This is a genomic window from Bacillus sp. FSL W8-0116 (assembly GCF_038003825.1).
Lineage (GTDB): Bacteria > Bacillota > Bacilli > Bacillales > DSM-4216 > Bacillus_O > Bacillus_O smithii.
Window position 1 is genome coordinate 1,956,296 of the sequence record NZ_JBBOPY010000001.1, and the last position, 17,738, is coordinate 1,974,033.

General features: G+C 40.8%; 21 protein-coding genes and 2 other annotated features. Of the genes, 20 read left to right on the forward strand and 1 reads right to left on the reverse strand.

All coding sequences use genetic code 11. The features are described from left to right. Positions 1 to 323: 323 nt before the first annotated feature. From radA to N1I86_RS09265, 11 genes are all read left to right on the forward strand, one after another. Positions 324 to 1,697: a DNA repair protein RadA gene (radA, locus tag N1I86_RS09215; RefSeq protein WP_341096003.1), complete on the forward strand. Its 1,374-nt coding sequence runs from the start codon at positions 324 to 326 to the stop codon at positions 1,695 to 1,697. A gap of 3 nt (positions 1,698 to 1,700) precedes the next feature. Next, entirely contained in the window at positions 1,701 to 2,768 is a 1,068-nt protein-coding gene (disA, locus tag N1I86_RS09220) for a DNA integrity scanning diadenylate cyclase DisA (RefSeq protein WP_341096005.1), read from the forward strand. A 201-nt stretch (positions 2,769 to 2,969) separates the two neighbouring features. Further along, positions 2,970 to 4,055, forward strand: coding sequence for a PIN/TRAM domain-containing protein (locus tag N1I86_RS09225; RefSeq protein WP_341096008.1), 1,086 nt, complete (start codon positions 2,970 to 2,972; stop codon positions 4,053 to 4,055). A 22-nt stretch (positions 4,056 to 4,077) separates the two neighbouring features. Continuing rightward, positions 4,078 to 4,767: a 2-C-methyl-D-erythritol 4-phosphate cytidylyltransferase gene (gene ispD / locus N1I86_RS09230; RefSeq protein WP_341096010.1), complete on the forward strand. Its 690-nt coding sequence runs from the start codon at positions 4,078 to 4,080 to the stop codon at positions 4,765 to 4,767. A 17-nt stretch (positions 4,768 to 4,784) separates the two neighbouring features. Next, positions 4,785 to 5,261 carry a 2-C-methyl-D-erythritol 2,4-cyclodiphosphate synthase gene (gene ispF, locus N1I86_RS09235; RefSeq protein WP_327804292.1) on the forward strand — a complete coding sequence of 159 codons (477 nt, stop codon included), beginning with the start codon at positions 4,785 to 4,787 and terminating at the stop codon, positions 5,259 to 5,261. Between the two features lie 189 nt (positions 5,262 to 5,450). Further along, positions 5,451 to 6,908 carry a glutamate--tRNA ligase gene (gltX, locus tag N1I86_RS09240; RefSeq protein ID WP_003354810.1) on the forward strand — a complete coding sequence of 486 codons (1,458 nt, stop codon included), beginning with the start codon at positions 5,451 to 5,453 and terminating at the stop codon, positions 6,906 to 6,908. A gap of 39 nt (positions 6,909 to 6,947) precedes the next feature. Beyond that, positions 6,948 to 7,185: a binding site (T-box leader), on the forward strand. A gap of 256 nt (positions 7,186 to 7,441) precedes the next feature. Then, on the forward strand, positions 7,442 to 8,107 hold the full coding sequence (gene epsC / locus N1I86_RS09245; RefSeq protein ID WP_003354808.1) for a serine O-acetyltransferase EpsC: 666 nt from the start codon (positions 7,442 to 7,444) through the stop codon (positions 8,105 to 8,107). Beyond that, on the forward strand, positions 8,088 to 9,485 hold the full coding sequence (gene cysS / locus N1I86_RS09250; RefSeq protein WP_341096013.1) for a cysteine--tRNA ligase: 1,398 nt from the start codon (positions 8,088 to 8,090) through the stop codon (positions 9,483 to 9,485). The genes epsC and cysS overlap by 20 nt, the downstream gene beginning before the upstream one ends. A gap of 4 nt (positions 9,486 to 9,489) precedes the next feature. Further along, a complete protein-coding gene (locus N1I86_RS09255; RefSeq protein WP_003354806.1) occupies positions 9,490 to 9,894 on the forward strand; it encodes a Mini-ribonuclease 3 in 405 nt (134 codons plus the stop codon). A 17-nt stretch (positions 9,895 to 9,911) separates the two neighbouring features. Then, entirely contained in the window at positions 9,912 to 10,655 is a 744-nt protein-coding gene (gene rlmB / locus N1I86_RS09260) for a 23S rRNA (guanosine(2251)-2'-O)-methyltransferase RlmB (RefSeq protein WP_003354805.1), read from the forward strand. A gap of 1 nt (position 10,656) precedes the next feature. Then, positions 10,657 to 11,166, forward strand: coding sequence for an NYN domain-containing protein (locus N1I86_RS09265; protein WP_341096014.1), 510 nt, complete (start codon positions 10,657 to 10,659; stop codon positions 11,164 to 11,166). A 60-nt stretch (positions 11,167 to 11,226) separates the two neighbouring features. On the opposite strand, the gene N1I86_RS09270 is transcribed toward N1I86_RS09265, so the two are convergent. After that, positions 11,227 to 12,272 (reverse strand): IS630-like element ISBs2 family transposase gene (locus N1I86_RS09270; RefSeq protein WP_076611651.1). Its coding sequence is split into 2 segments (ribosomal slippage): positions 11,227 to 11,766 and positions 11,769 to 12,272, totalling 1,044 coding nucleotides; the frame shifts between segments, so codons are not numbered across the junction. A gap of 152 nt (positions 12,273 to 12,424) precedes the next feature. Between N1I86_RS09270 and sigH the strand changes: the two genes are divergently transcribed. The 9 genes from sigH (at position 12,425) to N1I86_RS09315 (ending at position 17,573) form a co-directional block, all read left to right on the forward strand. After that, positions 12,425 to 13,030 (forward strand): RNA polymerase sporulation sigma factor SigH, encoded by a 606-nt coding sequence (sigH, locus tag N1I86_RS09275; protein ID WP_147542803.1) that lies wholly within the window; start codon positions 12,425 to 12,427, stop codon positions 13,028 to 13,030. A gap of 77 nt (positions 13,031 to 13,107) precedes the next feature. Continuing rightward, the gene (gene rpmG, locus N1I86_RS09280; protein WP_040341604.1) at positions 13,108 to 13,251 is read left to right on the forward strand and encodes a 50S ribosomal protein L33; all 144 of its coding nucleotides are present in this window, start codon (positions 13,108 to 13,110) and stop codon (positions 13,249 to 13,251) included. A 33-nt stretch (positions 13,252 to 13,284) separates the two neighbouring features. Next, positions 13,285 to 13,467 (forward strand): preprotein translocase subunit SecE, encoded by a 183-nt coding sequence (gene secE, locus N1I86_RS09285; RefSeq protein WP_003354802.1) that lies wholly within the window; start codon positions 13,285 to 13,287, stop codon positions 13,465 to 13,467. A 321-nt stretch (positions 13,468 to 13,788) separates the two neighbouring features. Beyond that, positions 13,789 to 14,319 carry a transcription termination/antitermination protein NusG gene (gene nusG / locus N1I86_RS09290; RefSeq protein ID WP_040341608.1) on the forward strand — a complete coding sequence of 177 codons (531 nt, stop codon included), beginning with the start codon at positions 13,789 to 13,791 and terminating at the stop codon, positions 14,317 to 14,319. Between the two features lie 156 nt (positions 14,320 to 14,475). Beyond that, positions 14,476 to 14,901, forward strand: coding sequence for a 50S ribosomal protein L11 (gene rplK, locus N1I86_RS09295; protein WP_003354800.1), 426 nt, complete (start codon positions 14,476 to 14,478; stop codon positions 14,899 to 14,901). 112 nt (positions 14,902 to 15,013) lie between these two features. Further along, the gene (gene rplA, locus N1I86_RS09300; protein WP_003354798.1) at positions 15,014 to 15,718 is read left to right on the forward strand and encodes a 50S ribosomal protein L1; all 705 of its coding nucleotides are present in this window, start codon (positions 15,014 to 15,016) and stop codon (positions 15,716 to 15,718) included. Between the two features lie 39 nt (positions 15,719 to 15,757). Next, positions 15,758 to 15,901: a sequence feature (ribosomal protein L10 leader region), on the forward strand. 42 nt (positions 15,902 to 15,943) lie between these two features. After that, positions 15,944 to 16,444 carry a 50S ribosomal protein L10 gene (rplJ, locus tag N1I86_RS09305; RefSeq protein ID WP_003354797.1) on the forward strand — a complete coding sequence of 167 codons (501 nt, stop codon included), beginning with the start codon at positions 15,944 to 15,946 and terminating at the stop codon, positions 16,442 to 16,444. 61 nt (positions 16,445 to 16,505) lie between these two features. Continuing rightward, complete coding sequence (gene rplL / locus N1I86_RS09310) at positions 16,506 to 16,871, forward strand: 50S ribosomal protein L7/L12 (RefSeq protein ID WP_003354796.1); 366 nt, start codon at positions 16,506 to 16,508, stop codon at positions 16,869 to 16,871. 99 nt (positions 16,872 to 16,970) lie between these two features. Further along, positions 16,971 to 17,573: a class I SAM-dependent methyltransferase gene (locus tag N1I86_RS09315; RefSeq protein ID WP_270583434.1), complete on the forward strand. Its 603-nt coding sequence runs from the start codon at positions 16,971 to 16,973 to the stop codon at positions 17,571 to 17,573. Positions 17,574 to 17,738: the final 165 nt, after the last annotated feature.

Sequence of the window (17,738 nt, forward strand, 5' to 3'; positions counted from 1 at the left end):
GAATTCGGATCTAAAGCCGTTACAACCTCCCTTTGATGCCCGGAGATATCGAAAGTTATTTGGCTTCGTTAAAGTTATCAGTTAGCAGGTCAGGGAGTTATCAGGCTTTTGAATAAAGGACCTTTTCCCAAGGAAATTTGAGGATGATGTCTGTCCAGGGGGGAAATCAACAAGAGGTACGCGTATGATAAGCATCCGTGTACCTCTTTTTTATCTTGGATTGTTATAATAATCTCACACATCTGTAAGGCAAATTCCAGAGGAAATGAATTGTTTCACATGAATGTTCAAATGTGTTCATAATATAAAGGAAGAGGATCCATATGGTAAAGAAAAAAACAAAATTTATTTGTCAATCATGCGGATATGAATCGCCGAAATGGATGGGGAGATGTCCCGGATGCGGGGAATGGAACCAAATGGTGGAAGAAGTGGATATGACGGGGCGACAAAAGAAAACATTTATTCATTCCGAATCTTCGCGGATTTCGAAGCCATCACCGCTCATTACAGTACAATCAACGGAAGAGCCTAGAACGACAACCAATATGAAAGAATTCAACCGTGTTTTAGGCGGAGGAATCGTCGCCGGCTCTCTTGTTTTAATCGGAGGAGATCCGGGTATCGGAAAGTCGACATTGTTGCTGCAAATTTCCAGACAGCTAGCGAGCGGGGGCCATAAAGTTTTATATATATCCGGAGAAGAATCGGCGAAACAAATCAAACTGCGTGCGGATCGCTTGAATGTGGATTCTAGCAATCTCTATATCTATTCAGAAACCAATTTGGAATTAATAAACCTTGCGATCGATCAATTAAATCCAGAATTTGTCATCATTGATTCGATTCAAACGGTCTACCACCCTGAAGTTACTTCCGCCCCGGGCAGCGTTTCCCAAGTGCGGGAAAGTACGGCTGAATTCATGAGAATGGCGAAGGTCCAAGGAATGGCTATCTTTATTGTAGGGCACGTAACGAAAGAAGGCTCGATTGCCGGTCCTAGAATTTTGGAGCATATGGTTGATACAGTTCTTTATTTCGAAGGGGAGCGGCATCATTCTTACCGCATTTTAAGAGCGGTTAAAAATCGCTTTGGTTCTACAAATGAGATGGGAATTTTTGAAATGAAGGAAACCGGACTCATAGAGGTGGAAAATCCGTCGGAAATCTTTTTGGAGGAGCGTGCGCAAAGTGCATCGGGGTCAACGGTAGTTGCTTCTATGGAAGGGACACGCCCCGTGTTGGTTGAGATACAGGCATTGATAGCACCGACCAGTTTTAATTATCCGCGTCGAATGGCCACAGGGATCGATCATAATAGAGTGTCTCTTTTAATGGCGGTATTGGAAAAAAGGGTCGGCCTTCTTCTTCAAAATCAAGATGCTTATTTAAAAGTGGCTGGGGGAGTCAAGCTTGATGAACCTGCCATTGATTTAGCGGTTGCTGTCAGCATTGTGTCCAGTTTCCGCGACAAGCCGACACGATCAACAGATTGTATAATTGGAGAAGTAGGATTAACCGGCGAAGTCAGAAGGGTAACGAGAATTGAACAGCGAGTGCGAGAAGCAGAAAAGCTGGGATTTTCCCGTGTCATTATTCCGGCCCATAATCTTGGTGGTTGGAATACTCCAGGGAAAATAGAGGTGATTGGAGTTTCAACAGTAGAAGAAGCATTGGAGTATGCGTTGGGAGGATAGAGAATGGAGGATAAAAAGGAGAAAAACATCTCAGATATTCTAAAATTAGTGGCTCCTGGAACACCTATTCGTGAAGGGATAGACAATGTTTTAAGAGCCAAAACGGGCGGCCTAATTGTCATGGGCTACAATGAGAAAGTGAAAGAATTGGTAGATGGCGGCTTTTATATAGATTGTGATTTCACACCGAGCAATTTATATGAATTGGCCAAAATGGATGGAGCGATTATTTTGAATGAAACGGGTACGAAAGTCATTTTGGCGAATGCCCATCTTGCTCCTGATTCGTCCATTCCTTCATCGGAAACGGGGATGCGCCATCGGACGGCTGAGAGAGTCGCCAGGCAAACGAATTCATTAGTCATTGCGATTTCACAAAGAAGAAATGTCATTACTTTATATCAGGGAAAGTTCCGTTACGCGCTAAAAGACATTGGAGTCATTTTGACTAAAGCGAATCAAGCCATACAAACTTTGGAAAAATATAAAATGGTCCTCGATCAAGCCATTGCCAATTTGACCATGCTGGAATTTGAGGAATTGGTTACATATAGCGATGTTTTGCAAGTTCTCCATAAAATTGAAATGGTTCTGCGGATTAAAAAAGAATTGTTGGCTTATTTAAACGAGCTTGGTGTGGAGGGGCGTCTGATACAACTGCAGATGAATGAATTGCTGTCTGACATGGAAGACGAAGCCATGCTGATTATTCGCGACTATTCAAAAGACCGTCAAGTTAAACCGTTTGAAGTACTCTCCAAATTTCAAGAGCTGGTGACGAATGAACTGCTGGATGATTCGGTTTTATTAAAGCTTCTTGGTTTTTCGGGCCACGTTCCGATCGAAGAAGGAATATGTCCCAGAGGCTATCGCGCTTTAAGAAAAATTCCGCGCCTTCCTATCGTCATCATCGAAAATTTAATTTCAAAGTTTAAATGGCTGCCGGAAATTGTGAAAGCGGATGTCGATAAACTAGATGACGTAGAAGGGATTGGAGAAGTGCGGGCGCGAAAAATAAAAGAAGGATTAAAGTTAATAAAGGATCAAATGTTAGCTGATCGTCAATTATAGAGAGAGGCATTCATTTAAATTGACAGTTGCATTGTGGGATGTTACTCTCAAGTTACTAAGATTTTCCTGAAATTAGACGGCAAATTTTTCAAATGTAAAGAAAATTTTTCATCTATGTTATAATAAAAAAATTATTCTCTTTGCAAAGGTTATAATAAAAGAAAAGTGTTTATAATGGTAAAGAGGAGGTGAATGTTGTACATGCTAAGACGTATTGTGCAAGCCATTTTTATCATTTTGGGTGGAACATTAAGTCTGTTTGTTTTGCCGGAATTATTTCATTTATTGAAATTGCCTGAGACAAGATTATTGTACAATCCATACACAACTACTGTTTTAGGAGCCATTATATTTTATTTATTGACTTTCTGGGCTGTGGATTATGTTGTGAATTTTGTAAAATGGATCGAAGACCGGTTGGTTAAAATGCCGGTTGTGGATATGATATCAGGATGTGTTGGGCTGATTGTGGGGTTGATTGTCGCTTATTTATTAGGGATCCCGCTCAACAAAATTGAAATTCCCATCATTAATACAGTTGCCCCGATTTTTTTGACTTTGCTTTTAGGGTATTTAGGTTTTCAAGTGGGTTTTAAGAAAAGAGATGAAATCAAAGCATTATTTACGTCGAATAGAGTAAGCAGAAGAAAGGAAAGCGAGCCCGAATCGCCTGAACGGAAAACATTTAAAATTTTGGATACGAGTGTCATCATTGATGGCAGAATTGCGGATATTTGCCAGACTGGATTTTTGGAAGGTGTGATCGTGATCCCTCAATTTGTTCTTGAAGAGCTTCAGCATATCGCCGATTCGGCGGATGCGCTGAAAAGAAATCGGGGACGAAGAGGGCTGGATGTATTAAACCGAATTCAAAAAGAACTCCCAATTGAAGTTCAGATTTACGAAGGAGATTTTGAAGAAATCCAAGAAGTGGACAGCAAGCTTGTGAAACTGGCAAAAGTAATGAACGGAATCGTTGTCACAAATGACTATAATTTAAACAAAGTATGTGAATTTCAAAAAGTTCCGGTTTTGAATATTAATGATTTAGCTAATGCCGTGAAGCCAATTGTTCTTCCGGGTGAAGAAATTAACGTTCAAGTGATTAAAGATGGGAAAGAACATAATCAAGGCGTTGCTTATTTAGATGACGGAACCATGATTGTGGTAGAGGAAGGAAAAGACTTTATCGGAAAACAAATTGACGTTCTAGTCACAAGCGTTTTGCAAACATCTGCGGGACGAATGATTTTTGCCAAACCTAAATTATTAGAAAAAGCATTATAAGCGATAATGGAGTTGGATAAGTATGAATTATCAAGTAGTCATTCCGGCAGCCGGGCAAGGAAAACGGATGAGAGCCAAAAAGAACAAATTGTTGATGGAATTGCGCGGCTTGCCGGTGATTGTTCATACTTTAAAAGTTTTTGAAAGCGATCCTTGGTGTGAAGGGATTATTTTAGCCACTCAACCAGAGGAAAAGGAAATATTTTTATCATTGGTGAAACAACACGGAATTACAAAGGTTCAGTCCATCGTTGCGGGCGGACGAGAACGACAGCATAGTGTTCGAAGCGGCTTGAATATGTTAAAAAACTGCAAGGCTGTTCTTGTCCATGATGGAGCCCGTCCTTTTATCACCATCAACGTCATTCATCGATTAGTGGATCGGTTAACGGAGTTTCCTGCTGCGATCGCTGCTGTTCCTGTGAAAGATACGATCAAAAAAGGGACAGATGGTTTGGTGTCTGAAACGATTGATCGATCAAGCTTGTGGTCAGTACAAACGCCACAAGCTTTTCGTGTGCCAATTTTGTTAGAGGCACACGAAGCGGCAGAACGGGATTCTTTTCTAGGCACGGATGACTCTTCCTTAGTAGAAAGGCTTGGAATTCCGGTTCAAATTGTCGAAGGAGATTATGATAATATTAAATTGACGACTCCAGAAGATTTATTTTTTGCTGAAGCTATTTTAAACAAACGTTTGAATGAACAATGACAAAGGAGTTAAAAGAAATGTTTCGAGTGGGACAAGGATTTGATGTTCATCAATTGGTGGAAAACCGGCCTTTGATAATAGGCGGTGTCCGTATTCCTTATGAAAAAGGACTGCTGGGTCATTCAGATGCGGATGTTTTGCTGCATGCCATAGCAGACGCCTGTTTAGGGGCTATTGGAGAAGGAGATATAGGATCCCATTTTCCTGATACAGATCCTGCTTTTAAAGATGCTGACTCATCTTTTTTGCTTTCCCATGTATGGAAATTGGTGCAAGAAAAAGGGTTCCGATTGAGCAATGTCGATGGCACTATCATCGCTCAAAAGCCTAAAATGGCCCCTTACATTGGACAAATGCGGGAAAACATTGCAAGAATTTTAGAAGCAGATATCAGCCAAGTAAATATCAAAGCTACGACCACGGAAAAACTGGGATTCCCCGGGAGAGGAGAGGGGATTGCTTCTTTGGCTGTGGTCCTGATTGAGAAAGAATGAGAATAACCTTTATTCAATAAGGCAAAGATGATAAAATACTACAGGAAGAAAACGTATAGAGAATTTTTATTGATCAGGATAGATGGCAGTTTCTGTTTTCTGCTTTTTCAGCAAAAGAGTCGAAACAACGGCGGCAGAAACATACATCGAATCGATTAGCGTTTGAATTCAAGAGGAGGCATTCAAATAATGGCTAGTGAAATACGTGTGCGATATGCTCCGAGCCCGACAGGACATTTGCATATTGGAAATGCACGCACCGCATTGTTTAATTATTTATTCGCCAGAAGCCGAGGCGGAAAGTTTGTGATCCGGATTGAAGATACCGACCAAAAACGGAATATAGAAGGCGGCGAGCAAAGTCAGTTAAAATATCTAAAATGGCTTGGAATGGACTGGGATGAAGGTGTTGATATCGGCGGTCCATATGGGCCATACCGTCAGTCGGAACGCACGGATATATACAAAAAATATTATGAAGACCTGTTAGAAAGAGGTCTTGCTTATAAATGTTATTGTACGGAAGAGGAATTAGAAGCAGAACGGGAAGCTCAGCTTGCCCGAGGAGAAATGCCGAGATATTCGGGTAAATGCCGCCATTTAACAAAAGAACAGCAGGAAGCTTTGGAAGCGGAAGGACGTCAGCCTAGCATTCGTTTTCGCGTGCCAGAAGGAAAAATATATGAATTTGATGATATTGTCAAAGACCATGTGTCTTTTGAATCGGACGGAATCGGCGATTTTGTCATTGTGAAAAAAGACGGAATGCCGACATACAATTTTGCGGTTGCGATCGATGATCATTTAATGGGCATGACTCACGTTCTCCGCGGTGATGACCATATTTCTAATACGCCTAAACAATTGATGATTTACGAAGCTTTTGGTTGGGAGCCGCCGAAATTTGGTCATATGACTTTGATCGTCAATGAAAACCGCAAGAAATTGAGCAAACGCGATGAATCCATTATTCAGTTTATCGAACAGTATGAAGAACTTGGCTATCTGCCGGAAGCGTTGTTTAATTTCATTGCATTATTGGGATGGTCTCCAAAAGGAGAAGAAGAAATTTTCTCAAGAGAAGAGTTCATCGAAATTTTTGACCCGGCCCGTCTTTCTAAATCTCCTGCTGTTTTTGACAAGCAAAAGCTTATGTGGATGAATAACCAATATATGAAACAGCTGGAATTGGACAAGGTAGTGGAGTTGTCTCTTCCACATCTTATTAAAGCGGGTCGCGTTTCGGAAAACTTGTCTCCGGATGAAGAACAATGGGTAAGAAAATTAATCGCTCTTTATCAAGAACAAATGAGCTATGGAGCGGAAATTGTAGAGCTATCCGAGCTGTTCTTTAAAGATAAAATTGAGTATAATGAAGACGCAAAGGCCATTCTTTCCGAAGAGCAAGTGCCGGAAGTCCTAGAATCCTTTTTAAATAAAATTCGTGAACTCGATGTGTTTGAAGCTGCTGAAATTAAAAAGACGATTAAGGCTGTTCAAAAAGAGACAGGCCATAAAGGGAAAAAGCTGTTCATGCCGATTCGTGTGGCTGTGACGGGGCAAATGCACGGTCCTGAACTTCCGAACACGATTGAGCTTCTCGGAAAAGACAAAGTGGTTGAACGAATTGAAAATCTTCTTCGTTAACATTATTTTTCGAAAAACAATATATTGAATACTATAAAGGATAAAGCGTTGATGAGGAGAAGTAGAAACCGATGTTTGACAGAGAGAACCATCATCGGCTGAAAGTGGTTTAAACCTCTCGGTTTTCGAAATGCACCTCGGAGTCCGCATCTGAAATGCCTGATAGGGTTAAAGTAAGATGCGGCGGCAGCCTCCGTTACAGGAATTGAGTTTGGGGAACAGGCCAGTCGGCTGATGTTCTCAAACAGAGTGGAACCGCGCTGAAAGCGTCTCTGTCTTTTACAGGGACGCTTTTTTGCATAAAGGGGAGGGGGTTTCTTGTTTGCAGCTGGCTATTTAAAAAGCTGAATGCTTAGCCAAATTAGTCTCCTTTTTTGCATGAAAATAAAAAATCGGGATGAAGAAAAAGCACCTAATAAACGACAATAAAAGTCATAGCCGAATACAGGATCTGCTTTTATTGCTAATCTTGATAAGGAAGCAAGAGCAGTAATTAGCTGTACAAAATCATGAATGTAAAGGAGGAGAGCTGAATGTTTAAAACATTAAAAGAAGATATTGAAGTGGTTTTCGAACAAGATCCAGCTGCAAGAAGCTATCTTGAAGTCATCTTGACTTATTCTGGCTTGCACGCCATTTGGGCTCATCGAATTGCGCATGCTTTGTTTAAAAGAAAGTTTTATTTTCTTGCGAGAGTGATTTCGCAAATAAGCCGTTTTTTTACCGGAATTGAAATCCATCCTGGAGCCAAAATTGGCCGCAGATTATTTATAGATCATGGAATGGGAGTTGTGATTGGCGAGACTTGTGAAATTGGTGATAATGTGACACTTTATCAAGGTGTTACTCTCGGCGGCACAGGGAAGGAAAAAGGAAAACGCCATCCAACCATTAAAGATAATGCGTTGATCGCCACAGGCGCAAAAGTCCTCGGTTCGATCACGATTGGCGAGAATTCTAAAATTGGGGCGGGTTCTGTTGTTTTAAAAGATGTTCCCCCGAACTCCACGGTGGTTGGTATCCCCGGAAGAATTGTCGTCCAAAATGGAAAGAAGATCAAAAAAGATTTAAATCACCGTGATTTGCCGGATCCAATTTCTGATCGAATACATGAAATGGAACAGGAAATTAAAAGACTTCGAGAGGAAATCGAAAACCTGCGGAAAGGGGAAAAAGAAAATGCCAATTCAACTTTATAATACGCTCACCAGACGCAAGGAAACCTTCGTTCCCCTGGAAGAAGGAAAAGTGAAAATGTATGTGTGCGGTCCGACCGTATACAATTATATTCATATCGGAAACGCCCGCCCCGCGATCGTCTTTGATACAGTGCGAAGATATCTGGAATTTCGTGGATATGATGTCCAATACGTTTCCAATTTCACAGACGTGGATGATAAATTGATACGGGCGGCAAGAGAACTGGGAGAAGATGTCCCGACACTTGCCAATCGGTTTATCCACGCTTATTTTGAAGATGTAGAAGCCCTCGGTTGCAAACGGGCGGACATTCATCCTCGAGTTACGGAAAATATGGACATCATCATTGAATTTATTCGAACGTTGGAAGAGAAAGGTTATGCTTACGAAGTAGACGGTGATGTTTATTACCGCACGAGAAAGTTTAAAGACTACGGGAAGCTTTCCCATCAATCCATTGATGAATTGAAAGTGGGAGCCCGGATCGAGGTTGGCGAGAAAAAAGAAGACGCTCTTGATTTTGCGTTGTGGAAAGCGGCAAAGGAAGGCGAAATTTCTTGGGATAGCCCGTGGGGAAAAGGACGTCCCGGATGGCATATTGAATGTTCGGCGATGGCTCGCCATTATTTAGGAGATACTATTGATATTCATGCGGGAGGGCAAGATTTAACGTTCCCTCACCACGAAAACGAAATTGCTCAATCAGAAGCTCTTTCCGGCAAGACATTTGCTCGTTATTGGATGCATAACGGTTATATTAATATTAATAATGAGAAGATGTCCAAGTCGCTAGGAAATTTCGTTTTGGTCCATGATATTATTCAAAAGCATGATCCCGACGCATTGAGGTTTTTTATGCTGTCTGTCCATTACCGCCATCCGATCAATTACAGCGAAGAATTGCTGGAAAACGCTAAAACATCGCTGGAACGGTTGAAAACTTCTTATCAAAATTTAAAACACAGGAAAGAAGCCAGTACCAATTTAACCGAAAATGATCATGAATGGATGGAAAAAATTCAAAAGCTTCACGATGAGTTTGTGAAGGAAATGGATGATGATTTCAACACGGCGAACGCCATTTCGGTTTTGTTTGAACTGTCTCGGCAAGCCAATTACTATTTGATGGAGAAACATACGTCTGAAAAAGTCATTTCCACGTTTATGAAAGAATTCGAAGATCTCTTTTCCATCTTGGGATTGAAGCTGGAAGTGAATGAGTGGCTGGATGAAGAGATCGAGCAGCTGATTGAAAAGCGGAACCAAGCACGCAAGGAGCGCAATTTTCAGCTGGCGGATGAAATTAGGGATCAATTAAAGAATATGAATATTATTTTGGAAGATACGCCGCAAGGGACGAGATGGAAAAGAGGATAAAAGAATGATGGAATTTGAACAAATGGAGGACGCTGAACAATTAAATGGACTGGCGCTGGCTTATATGGGCGACGCGATCTATGAAGTATATGTTCGCCGACATCTTTTAGTAAACGGATATGTAAAACCGAATCGTCTGCACAAAGCTGCCACTCATTATGTTTCAGCCAAAGCGCAGGCTATGATTTTGAAAAAATTGATCGATGATCACGTTCTTTCCGAAACGGAGTTGTCTATAGTAAAAAGGGGAAGAAATGCAAAATCCGGCACGGTTCCGAAAAATACCGATGTGCAAACCTATCGCTACAGCACTGCTTTTGAAGCACTGATCGGCTATTTGTTTTTAACGGGGCAGTCATCCCGATTGAATGACATCATCGATCAATCTTTGCAAATACCAACAGATTAAAAGGAGGAGGAGCCCCATTGGATAAGGAATTAATTGCCGGCAGGAACACTGTGTTGGAAGCCCTTCGATCCAAGCGGGAGATCAATAAAATATGGATTGCGGATGGTGCTCAAAAAGGATCTATGACGCCGATCATTAAAGAAGCAAAAAAGGCGAACATTCTCGTTCAATTTGTCCCGAAACAAAAGATTGATCAACTAGTGAACGAAAACCATCAAGGTGTTGTCGCACAAGTGGCAGCATACAAGTATGCAGATATAGATAAATTGTTTCAAGTGGCCGCTGAAAGAAAGGAAACGCCTTTTCTTTTAATTTTAGATGAAATCGAAGATCCGCATAATTTAGGCTCTATCATGAGAACGGCCGATGCTGTCGGTGTCCATGGAATTATCATTCCGAAACGAAGAGCGGTAGGACTGACGACGGCGGTAGCGAAAGCTTCCACCGGTGCCATAGAATATATCCCTGTTGCCCGCGTTACGAACTTGGCCCGGACAGTGGACGAGCTTAAAGAGAGAGGCCTTTGGATTGCGGGGACAGATGCTCAAGGCAATGAGGATTATCGAAGTCTTGACGGAAAGCTTCCGCTTGGTTTAATTATTGGCAGTGAAGGGCGAGGAATGAGCAGGCTGTTAAAAGAAAAATGCGATTTTCTCTATCGACTTCCGATGAGAGGCCATGTAACCTCATTAAACGCATCGGTTGCAGCCGGATTGCTCATGTATGAGATTTTTAGAAATCGTTATCCTTTAGGGGATTAAGATGAACATCCTATTAGTCGACGGCTACAATATTATCGGAGCCTGGCCGGAACTTCAGGAATTGAAGAAAAAAGATTTAGCGGCAGCAAGGGACCGTTTAATTGAAAAAATGGCAGAATATCAAGGATACAGCGGATTTAAAGTGATCGTCGTGTTTGATGCCCACTATGTAAAGGGGATTGAAAAAAGATATCAAAATTATCAAGTCGAAGTCGTCTTTACGAGAGAAAATGAATCTGCCGATGAATGGATTGAAAAAAAGGCGATTGAATTGACGAATATTCGCAATCAAGTATATGTAGCAACATCCGATTATACGGAACAATGGGCCATTTTCGGGCAAGGGGCGCTTCGTATTTCAGCACGGGAATTGCTGATCGAGATGAAAGAAATCGAGAAAAAAATAAAAAAGAAAGTGAAGAAAACGCAAGAAGCGAAATCTGTTTCAAAAATCTTTCTTAGTGACGAAGTGGCGGAAATTTTTGAAAAATGGCGCCGTGGTGAAAAATGATTCGTTGACGTTCAAAAAATTTCTACTGTATAATGTTTCTATATAAGTTGAATTAAAGATTTACAACTGAACACACAAACGATCGATCGTTTGTTCTGGTTTCTGGTTGATTCGCTGAATAAAGGCTTGGACATTCTTTCTAATTTCTTGCACACTCGAATAGAACACGTTGTAAATCACGTCTGATTTCAGCCATTTCCATAGCCCTTCAATCAAGTTCAATTGCGGACTGTATGGTGGCAAAAAGACGAGCTCTAACCGATCTTCGTGTTCTTTTAAAAATGGCTGAATGAGTTTGGCATGGTGAATTCGAGCGTTATCTAAAATCATCACTATTTTGCCTGTGGGATAGCGTTCTAACACAAGTTGAAGAAATCGAAGAAATGTTTCCGCGTCATAGCATTCTTCTTCGATGCAAAACACTTCCCCTGTTTCGTAGTTCAACGTGCCAATCAGCTTCAGCCCTTGATGTTTTCCAAACGTCGGAATGATTCGTTGTTTTCCTTTGACAAACCATGTTTTTTGAATCGCTTGGTAATCACGAATCATCGACTCATCTTGAAAGAGGACATGGGCGATGTTCCCATCTACCAGTTTTTTTTTACTTCAGGGAAGGTGATTTCGACGAATTCTTTTTGTTTCTCTTCATCGGCATTGGCTAGTGTATAGGTCGGTTTCGTATAGCTTAGCCCTAACCGATGCAGAATGTCACTTGTTCCGCGAAGCGTGTATGTTGGCCCCCACTTTTGTTGAATGAGTTCAGCGATTATCGCAAGCGTCCAATTATATTTTGCTTCGAATCCCACATCTACGGGGAGCTGATGTTCAATGATCAAAGCCAGCTCTTTTTCCTGCTCAGGGGTCAATCGACGTGGGGCGCCAGGTGAGTATTTCATCTCCAGTCCATCAAGACCGCGCTGGGCGTAGGCATGAATATAGTTATAAATAGTTTTCTTGGATCGACCAATAATCGTTGCGATTTCTCCTTTGGTATATCCCTGCAAATGAAGATAAATCGCTTGGTAGCGTTCATATGCTCGTTTACTTTTTGCTTCTTTCATGGCAGTGGACAACTTTTCGATCTCGTCTTTGTGATTTGGCATCATATTTTCTCTCCGTTCCCCTATTTTCTCTTTGTATTTATTCGCCGTGGAACGGGAGAAAACCTTTATTTTAATTTATATATCTATGTTTTTGCGGTCGAGGGGATGGTGTGAGCTTGAATAATCGGAGCTTAAACGGCGGGGTATTGGAAAAGATGGATGACGAAGAAATTATCGAATTGGTTCATCAAGGGAATAGTGAAGCATTGGATTTTCTGATTCACAAGTACAAAAACTTTGTAAGGGCCAAAGCTCGTTCTTATTTCCTGATTGGCGCCGATAAGGAAGATATTGTTCAGGAGGGAATGATTGGCCTTTACAAAGCCATCCGTGATTATAAAGAGGACAAGCTTACAACCTTTAAAGCTTTTGCGGAGCTTTGCATTACAAGACAAATTATAACCGCTATTAAAACAGCTACGAGACAAAAACATATACCTTTAAATTCTTATGTATCACTTGATAAACCGATTTATGACGAAGAATCAGACCGGACGCTTATGGACGTCATTTCGGGGACAAAAATGCTTGATCCGGAAGAGCTGTTAATCAACAGAGAAGAATTTGACAGCATCGAGGAAAAAATGAATGAGCTATTGAGCGATCTTGAAAGAAAGGTATTGGCACTGTATTTGGACGGTCAGTCTTATCAAGAGATTTCCGAAGAGCTGAACCGCCACGTCAAATCGATTGATAATGCTTTACAAAGGGTAAAAAGAAAACTTGAGCGCTATCTTGAAATAAAACAATTATCTATTTAAACGTTTGTTTGACATTTTACAATTATAGTGATATTTTTTTAACATTTCAACGTTATAATCTTATTAGGTGACCAAAAATGAGAAAAAAAGTCGTTTTAGCTTGCTCAAAATGCGGTTCAAGAAATTATTCTGTTAACGGGAGCAACTCTGCTCAGCGTTTAGAAGTGAAAAAGTTTTGCAAATATTGCAATCAACATACGATTCATAAGGAGACGAAATAATCGTAAGAGCAAGCATTATATGGAGGTTTCGACATGTCACGTATTGCCCAATTTTTCCGTAACGTCGCGTCTGAGATGAGAAAGGTCAGCTGGCCTAATCGGAAAGAATTAACGAACTACACCATAACAGTTATCGCGACCGTCGCGTTTTTGGCCGTTTTTTTCGCGGTCGTGGACTTGGGAATTTCTTCGATCGTTCGCTGGATATTAAAATGATGGTAAAATCTTTTTATTTCCCTTGAATATACCTTCTTCATACATGGTATAATGAAAACAAAATAGTCAAGATGCAGAAAAAGCCCGGGATATTCGGGTTTTTTCATTTGGATAAAAAGAGCGAACTGACCACATGTGTTTTCATCGAAAGTCTAAAACCATGAAGATACAGATATTTCTTTACGGTTTTCAATCGAACGCACTAATAAGCTAATGTGGCAGGTCTGTAGAAAATGATCTTCCTGCAATGAAAAATGATCCGTGGCTGTCCACAGAGAGCTGTATAACTAGGAGGAGGGAAGGACGCTAAGTCCCTTGGAAATGGAGAAAAATTGGTATGTAGTACACACGTATTCAGGCTACGAAAATAAAGTAAAAGCAAATTTAGAAAAAAGAGTTGAATCAATGGGAATGCAAGACAAAATTTTCCGTGTAATTGTGCCGGAGGAAGAGGAAACGGATGTAAAAAACGGGAAAAAGAAAGTAGTAAAAAGAAAAGTTTTCCCCGGTTATGTACTGGTGGAGCTGGTCATGACTGACGATTCTTGGTATGTAGTACGAAATACTCCTGGTGTCACCGGTTTTGTCGGATCTTCTGGTTCTGGATCTAAGCCGACTCCTCTTTTGCCGGAAGAAGTAGAGGCCATTTTAAAACAAATGGGCATTGAGGAAAAACGGCTTGACGTTCACTTTGAAATTGGTGAAGTGGTAACGGTGAAAGAAGGTCCGTTTGCGAATTTTGCCGGAACCATTGAAGAAATTGACTATGACAAAGGAAAGTTGAAAGTTCTGGTGAATATGTTTGGTCGGGAGACGCCAATTGAACTTGATTTTGATCAAGTCGAGAAATAATTTTGTAACCAACTTGAATTTTCGCTAAAAAAATGGTACTATTTCATAAGTCAGTGTGTCTCTCGATTGGGAGGCTGATTTTGATAGATGACTGCATGAGTGGGAGGAGATTGGATTCTCCAAGTACCACATCACGGACTTAAGGAGGTGTGTCTCGTGGCTAAAAAAGTAATCAAAGTAGTTAAATTGCAAATCCCTGCAGGTAAAGCAAATCCTGCTCCGCCAGTAGGTCCTGCGCTTGGTCAAGCTGGTGTCAATATCATGGGATTCTGTAAGGAATTTAATGCTCGTACAGCAGACCAAGCAGGTTTAATCATTCCGGTTGAAATTACGGTTTTTGAGGACCGTTCATTTACATTCATCACCAAAACACCGCCTGCTGCCGTATTGCTTAAAAAAGCAGCCGGTATCGAATCTGGTTCTGGTGAGCCAAACCGCAACAAAGTAGCAACAATTAAACGCGACAAAGTACGCGAAATCGCTGAATTGAAAATGCCGGACCTTAATGCAGCCAGCGTGGAAGCTGCTATGCGAATGGTTGAAGGTACTGCACGCAGCATGGGCATTGTGATTGAAGACTAACGCTTAAGTGATTGTTGACAAGGTTGCGAAGTTGAATGTATTGGATTACTTTCACTCGCAGCCTTTATTAGTGGGAGGATTTCCGTTAATACCACATAAGGAGGATATTGAAATGGCTAAAAAAGGAAAGAAATATTTAGAAGCTCTTAAGCTTGTTGATCGTTCGAAAGCTTATTCTATTGAAGAAGCAATTGATTTAGTAAAGAAAACGAACTATACCAAATTCGACGCTACGGTTGAAGCTGCTTTCCGTCTTGGCGTTGATCCGAAGAAAGCGGACCAACAAATTCGCGGAGCTGTTGTTCTTCCGAATGGAACTGGTAAAACAGCGAAAGTTCTTGTGTTTGCGAAAGGTGAAAAAGCAAAAGAAGCGGAAGCGGCAGGCGCAGACTACGTTGGCGATACAGAATATATCAACAAAATCAGCGAAGGCTGGTTTGACTTTGACGTGATTGTGGCAACCCCGGACATGATGGGTGAAGTCGGTAAACTAGGTCGTATTTTAGGTCCTAAAGGTTTAATGCCGAACCCTAAAACAGGAACCGTTACTTTTGATGTAACGAAAGCAGTTCAAGAAATTAAAGCCGGTAAAGTAGAATACCGTGTAGATAAAGCTGGAAACATTCATGTTCCTATTGGTAAAGTTTCATTTGATAATGAAAAGCTTGTTGAAAACTTTGCAACGATCTTTGAAACTTTATTAAAAGCAAAACCAGCTGCTGCTAAAGGAACATATATGAAAAATGTTTCCGTTACTTCTACGATGGGACCTGGAATTAAAGTAGATCCAGCTTCCGTTGCTGTAAAATCAAATTGACAATTTGCATAAGTTATAATATAATGAAACACGTTTAAAAAACGAATAACATTTGTACCGTAGACAGCAGGTGCTTTCTTTGAAGCTTAATTTCCTGCCGAGGTAAGATTGGATAGATGTATGTCCTTTTGACATTGTCTTCTTTGCCTCCGTGTCTACGCATGGAGGTTTTTTATTGGCTCGCGCGGTATAAATGTTCATCTGCCATATATAGGAGGTGTAAAGATGAGCACTGCAATCGAAAAAAAGAAACAAATTGTGGAAGAAATTACGGAAAAATTTAAAAACAGCGTTTCGACCGTTGTGGTAGATTACCGTGGATTAAACGTTGCGGAAATTACAGAACTTCGTAAACAACTTCGTGAAGCAGGTGTGGAATTTAAAGTATATAAAAATACTTTAACACGCCGTGCTGCTGAAGCGGCTGAATTGGCGGAAATCAACGATGTGTTGACAGGTCCGAACGCCATCGCTTTCAGCAACGATGATGTTGTAGCTCCGGCTAAAATTTTAAACAACTTCGCTAAAGAAAACGAAGCGCTTGAAATTAAAGTTGGGGTCATCGAAGGAAAAGTTGTTTCCGTAGAAGAAATCAAAGCGTTGGCTGAACTTCCGTCTCGCGAAGGTCTGCTTTCAATGCTGCTTAGCGTGCTTCAAGCACCAATCCGCAACTTTGCTCTTGCGGCTAAAGCTGTGGCTGAACAAAAAGAAGAACAAGGCGCATAATCCTTATTGCTATGATTATATGACTGCATTGTGATAAAATAATTTAAGGAGGAAAATAAAGATGACGAAAGAACAAATCATCGACGCTATCAAAGAAATGAGCGTTCTTGAATTAAACGACTTAGTAAAAGCTATTGAAGAAGAATTTGGCGTAACGGCTGCTGCTCCTGTGGCTATCGCTGGTGCTGCTGGTGGTGGCGCTGACGCTGCTGAAAAAACAGAATTCGATGTAATTCTGACTGATGCAGGTTCACAAAAAATCAAAGTTATTAAAGTGGTTCGTGAAATCACAGGTCTTGGACTTAAAGAAGCAAAAGAACTTGTTGACAATACTCCGAAACCAATTAAAGAAGGCGCTTCTAAAGAAGAAGCTGAAGAAATCAAAGCGAAACTTGAAGAAGTTGGAGCTGGCGTTGAAGTTAAGTAATTACAATTTTATGAAAAAGCTCGCTGAATCAGCGGGCTTTTTTGCACTTTTTCTTCTTAAACCAATTCTTCGCAATCACTCCTTTGGAGGGGATACAATTTGGCAGATCATTATTTTTCGCGTTCCCCCGAAATCAAAAGCAACCCGATTTACTGGGATTATCAATTAAAAAATCATTCCTTTCATTTTAAAAGCGATGCCGGAGTTTTTTCTAAAAAGGAAGTCGATTTTGGCTCGCGTTTACTGATTGAAAGTTTTCGAGCGCCTCGTTTAGAAGGTCCGGTACTCGACGTCGGATGCGGCTACGGTCCTATTGGGTTGGCGGTTGCTGCTTATTGTCCCGAAAGAACGGTGCATATGGTCGATATCAATTTGCGCGCTTTGTCGCTTGCAAAGGAAAACGCAGATATGAATGGCATTGAAAATGTACAGATTTATGAAAGCGATGGTTTGGATAACGTAAAAGAGTATGGCTTTGCTGCTATACTGACCAATCCCCCGATAAGAGCGGGCAAGGCGATTGTCCATAAAATTTTTTCGCAAAGCTATGATAAACTTCAACCCGGAGGAGAGTTTTGGGCGGTGATCCAAAAAAAACAAGGCGCCCCATCAGCAATGAGAAAACTGGAGGAACTGTTTCAATCCGTTTCCGTTGAAGAGAAAAAGAAAGGTTATTACGTTTTAAAAGCAGAAAAACATTGACGACAAATAATGGTTGTGTTAATATTATAAAATGCCAATATATTATCCAAGTCTTAATTGAAAAAATAAGCTAATGGTTAAATTTTGGGTATTATGGAAAAGATAATATAATAACTAGTTCATGTGAATTTGAGGTTTTCTAAGAAAAAACCTTTTTCTTTTTGC

Bases quoted from the DNA above. Each gene is read 5' to 3' on its own strand.
- radA (WP_341096003.1), top strand. From the start codon at position 324: ATGGTAAAGAAAAAAACAAAATTTATTTGTCAATCATGCGGATATGAA.
- disA (WP_341096005.1), top strand. From the start codon at position 1,701: ATGGAGGATAAAAAGGAGAAAAACATCTCAGATATTCTAAAATTAGTG.
- N1I86_RS09225 (WP_341096008.1), top strand. From the start codon at position 2,970: ATGCTAAGACGTATTGTGCAAGCCATTTTTATCATTTTGGGTGGAACA.
- ispD (WP_341096010.1), top strand. From the start codon at position 4,078: ATGAATTATCAAGTAGTCATTCCGGCAGCCGGGCAAGGAAAACGGATG.
- ispF (WP_327804292.1), top strand. From the start codon at position 4,785: ATGTTTCGAGTGGGACAAGGATTTGATGTTCATCAATTGGTGGAAAAC.
- gltX (WP_003354810.1), top strand. From the start codon at position 5,451: ATGGCTAGTGAAATACGTGTGCGATATGCTCCGAGCCCGACAGGACAT.
- epsC (WP_003354808.1), top strand. From the start codon at position 7,442: ATGTTTAAAACATTAAAAGAAGATATTGAAGTGGTTTTCGAACAAGAT.
- cysS (WP_341096013.1), top strand. From the start codon at position 8,088: ATGCCAATTCAACTTTATAATACGCTCACCAGACGCAAGGAAACCTTC.
- N1I86_RS09255 (WP_003354806.1), top strand. From the start codon at position 9,490: ATGATGGAATTTGAACAAATGGAGGACGCTGAACAATTAAATGGACTG.
- N1I86_RS09265 (WP_341096014.1), top strand. From the start codon at position 10,657: ATGAACATCCTATTAGTCGACGGCTACAATATTATCGGAGCCTGGCCG.
- sigH (WP_147542803.1), top strand. From the start codon at position 12,425: ATGGATGACGAAGAAATTATCGAATTGGTTCATCAAGGGAATAGTGAA.
- rpmG (WP_040341604.1), top strand. From the start codon at position 13,108: ATGAGAAAAAAAGTCGTTTTAGCTTGCTCAAAATGCGGTTCAAGAAAT.
- secE (WP_003354802.1), top strand. From the start codon at position 13,285: ATGTCACGTATTGCCCAATTTTTCCGTAACGTCGCGTCTGAGATGAGA.
- nusG (WP_040341608.1), top strand. From the start codon at position 13,789: ATGGAGAAAAATTGGTATGTAGTACACACGTATTCAGGCTACGAAAAT.
- rplA (WP_003354798.1), top strand. From the start codon at position 15,014: ATGGCTAAAAAAGGAAAGAAATATTTAGAAGCTCTTAAGCTTGTTGAT.
- rplJ (WP_003354797.1), top strand. From the start codon at position 15,944: ATGAGCACTGCAATCGAAAAAAAGAAACAAATTGTGGAAGAAATTACG.
- rplL (WP_003354796.1), top strand. From the start codon at position 16,506: ATGACGAAAGAACAAATCATCGACGCTATCAAAGAAATGAGCGTTCTT.